This window comes from Brasilonema bromeliae SPC951, assembly GCF_012912135.1.
Taxonomy (GTDB): Bacteria; Cyanobacteriota; Cyanobacteriia; order Cyanobacteriales; family Nostocaceae; genus Brasilonema; species Brasilonema bromeliae.
In genome coordinates this window covers 1-4,243 of sequence record NZ_QMEB01000350.1, presented here as the reverse complement: position 1 = coordinate 4,243, position 4,243 = coordinate 1, and the positions used below count along the sequence as shown (strand labels likewise).

Here is a 4,243-nt window from a genome sequence, read left to right as displayed (position 1 = left end):
GAAGAGAACGCTAAATCTGGTTTAACTAGGTTTAGATAAGTTTTTCCGAGCAGTAAATGCAAACCCTGTTTCATGATCAACTCCAAATCTAAAATTAGCGATTGCGAGTAAGGGAGACTGTGAGTACTAATAAGTATTATCAGTCAGAAACTGGGAACGAGGCATTAGTTGAAGCGTTCGGACAAAGAAGGGCGATCGCCAAACCAGTGTCATCATTTTTTATTAAACTCTCTTGTAATTTTTTTCAAGTGATTGTATGAAACCACAGATACTGACACATATATTGACTTGTGAGCATCTGTGTGGTGTTCGTCGTCAAAACCTCACCCCCAGCCCCTCTCCGCGAGTTCGGAGAGGGGTGCCGTAGGCGGGGTGAGGTAGAAACTGTGAATGATAACCAATCAACCGGATGGATTTGATGTCAAAAGAAGAAATCTCGTTTTATCAAGAAATGATACAAATCTTAAATATATTCTCACAGAAGTTTAAACATCTGCTTTTGGAGTTGATACATCTTGGCTTTACTTTCTACACACTTCTTAATAAAGCCACAGAGAAATGCCAAAACGTTCTAATCTAAAAGCTGACTGGGTTAATTTTTTTTGGCAGTCTTGAGGGCAGCAGTCTTAACGCATAACTGCACCGATGTGTCAAGCCTAAAAGCAACCCAGACTTAACACAAAAAAAATATGATAGGAGTTTTACAAATCCGATGGGTGTTAAGGCAAGTGGTGGAAGCTCAGTTGCGCGTCCGCAACTATATCAAACCCTAGCAGTATCAACAATTTCCCAAGCAGAGCAACAAGACCGCTTTCTGGGAGTTGGCGAGTTAAGTGAACTGGCAAGGTATTTTGCATCTGGTGTCAAGCGTCTAGAAATCGCCCAGACGCTCACGGAAAATTCGGAGATTATTGTCTCTCGTGCTGCCAACCGGATTTTTGTTGGTGGTTCGCCAATGTCTTTCCTAGAAAAGCCCAGGGAACCAGAAGTGGTGATGGCTGGCGCACCCGCTTCTGTTAGAGATACCATGAGACTAGGAACTGTCACTTACGTAGAAAGTCGTGGTGGTTTCTTAGAAAATTTGCGGTCAGTCTTTAACAGTTCACCGAGTGGTCCGACTCCTCCTGGTTTCCGACCAATCAACGTCGCCCGTTATGGTCCAGCAAACATGGCTAAGAGCCTGCGGGACTTGTCGTGGTTTTTGCGCTACGCTACCTACGCGATTGTGGCTGGTGACCCCAGCATCATCGCTGTCAACACGCGTGGTTTGAGAGAAATCATTGAAAACGCCTGTTCCGGTGAAGCCACAATTGTTGCTTTGCAGGAAATCAAACTTGCGGCGCTTTCCTATTTCCGTCAGGATGCTGAGGCAAAGGACATTGTGTCTCAGTACATGGATGTTTTGATTACAGAATTCAAAGCACCCTCTCCTTCTAATAAACTGCGTCAACGTCCTTCAAGCGATCAACAGGGCTTAGAACTGCCTCAAATTTACTTCAATGCGGCAGAACGGCGTCCCAAGTTTGTCATGAAGCCTGGGTTGTCAGCACTGGAGAAAAACGAAGTTGTAAAAGCGGCATATAGACAAATTTTTGAGCGCGATATTACCCGTGCTTACAGTCAGTCGATTTCTTACCTGGAATCTCAGGTGAAGAACGGCACTATCTCCATGAAAGAATTTGTCCGTCGCCTTGGCAAATCTCCGCTTTACCAAAAACAATTTTATCAGCCGTTTATCAACAGCCGTGCCCTAGAGCTTGCTTTCCGTCACTTCTTGGGACGCGGACCAAGTAGCCGAGAAGAAGTACAAAAGTACTTTGACATCGTTTCCCGAGGCGGTCTGTCAGCTTTAATCGATGCACTGGTAGACTCTCAGGAATACAGTGATTACTTCGGTGAAGAAACAGTTCCTTACATTCGGGGACTTGGTCAAGAAGCACAAGAATGTCGTAACTGGGGGCCACAGCAAGACCTGTTTAACTACAGTGCTCCTTTCCGCAAGGTTCCACAGTTTATCACAACTTTTGCTGCTTATAACCAACCACTACCAGACCAACATCCTTATGGTTCTGGTAACGACCCCTTAGAAATTCAGTTTGGGGCAATTTTCCCGAAAGAAACCAGAAACCCCAGTACTCGTCCTGCTCCTTTTGGTAAAGATACCAAGCGCATCCTGATTCACTCTGGACCAGGAATTAATAACCAAAACAGCAATCCTGGAGCGCGGGGCGAGAACCCTGGTACCCTAGGTCCCAAGGTGTTCAAGTTGGATCAACTGCCTGGTACAAGAGGTAAAAAGACACCAACTGGTCTCAGTGTCAAGTACTCGGAAAGCTCAACCCAAGCGGTGATTCGGGCGGCTTACCTGCAAGTTTTTGGTCGCGATGTTTACGACGGTCAGCGGCTGAAAGTGCAAGAAATTAAGCTGGAAAACGGTGATATCTCCGTACGGGAGTTTATCCGCGCTTTGGCTAAGTCAGATTTATTCCGGAAGATGTACTGGACATCGCTGTATGTCATGAAGGCGATTGAGTACATCCACCGTCGCTTGTTAGGTCGTCCTACCTACGGTCGTCAAGAAAACAACAAGTACTTTGACATCGCCTCCAAGAAGGGCTTCTACGCAGTTGTTGACGCCATCATTGGTAGCGTAGAGTACAGTGAGGCATTTGGTGAAGATACAGTTCCTTATGAACGGTATCTGACTCCTGGTGGTGTAGCGTCGCGGAAACTGCGCGTTGGTAGCATCCGCGAAGATATCACCCCGAAAATTGAGAAGGAAGAAACTCCACTATTTGTCGAACTTGGTAGTGTTAAGGGAGTGCGGACAGAACCCGAGATTCAGTTCCGCATTAACCAAGGCGTCACCAAGAAGCGCGAACAAACGAAAGTCTTCAAGTTGGTAGCTGGTACCAACGACAAAGTTGCGGTGGGAATCGTTATTGGTGCTGCTTACCGTCAGATTTTCGAGCGCAATATTGAACCCTACATTCTCAAAAACGAATTCACAGTGCTTCAAAGCAAGCTGGGTAATGGTGAAATCACCGTTAAAGAATTTATTGAAGGTTTAGGTTGTTCTAGCCTATACCAGAAAGAGTTCTACACCCCATACCCCAACACCAAGGTCATCGAACTAGGAACCAAGCACTTCCTGGGACGTGCCCCACTTGATCAGGCGGAAATACGTAAGTACAATCAAATACTTGCAACTCAGGGTATTCGCGCCTTTATCCGGGCAATGGTCAACAGTCCGGAATATCTCGAAGCGTTTGGTGAAGATACAGTACCTTACAACCGCTTCCCAACCTTGCCAGCGGCGAACTTCCCGAACACTCAAAAGCTCTACAACCAGCTCACTAAGCAAAATCAGGATATTGTTGTCCCCAGCTTTGAGACAGCGCAACCGCGCATAAGGACAACCGCAGACACAGCAGCGACATCCAGTGAAATTGACAATGGTAAGCCGCAGCCTGTTGAAGTCGGTCGTTCTTTTAACTCCAGTCAGGGACAGTTGGTTGAAGCTGATGTGGATACAACCCGCCGCAACCCAGCTCGTATTTACCGCATGACAGCAAATGCAAACCAAGCTGAGATGGAGCAGGTTCTAAACGCTATTTACTGTCAAGTGATGGATGTGTATGGCGATCAAGTTCCTGATCACTTCCACCATCCTGAGTTGGAAAGCAGACTGCGCAATGGTGAAATTTCTGTCAAAGAATTTGTGAGTGAACTTGCGAGTTCAGAAATCTATCGCCAGCGTTTCTGCGTTTCCTATCCCAACACCAAAGTCGTTGAGTTCCTCTTCCGTCACCTGTTGGGACGTGCGCCAGCAACTCAGGTGGAAATTCACCATTACACCAACTTACTGGCAGATAGCGGTATAAAAGCTGCTGTCGAGGAGATTGTCAATAGCTCTGAGTATGCTCAGTATTTCGGTGAGAATGTGGTGCCATACCAGCGGTTCCCATTCTTAAGTGCTGGTAACTACCTTGGTAGCGTCAAGGCAGCTGATTAAGTGCAATAGTCAATATTCAAGAGCGTAAACTCTTGGATACTTGATTATTGACTAAGAAGGGGTGTAGGGGAGTGGGGGTATAAGGGTGTAGGAGAAAAAACTAAGAAGCCCACGAGTAGGGAGCGGTTGTAGTGCGGAGAAATATTAGTTCACGTGGATTGGTTTCTCCCCTTCTGGTCTTCACCCTGCCCCCTCTCTCATTCTTCTTTTCCCCCTACACCCTCACAA

Annotated in this window: 1 protein-coding gene; it reads left to right on the top strand. The window is 46.4% G+C overall.

Annotation, left to right across the window (positions count from 1 at the left end; translation table 11 throughout):
* Positions 1 to 712 precede the first annotated feature (712 nt).
* Positions 713 to 4,015, top strand: a complete 3,303-nt coding sequence (locus tag DP116_RS27265; protein WP_169158110.1) for a phycobilisome rod-core linker polypeptide — start codon at positions 713 to 715, stop codon at positions 4,013 to 4,015.
* The last annotated feature ends 228 nt before the right edge of the window (positions 4,016 to 4,243 follow it).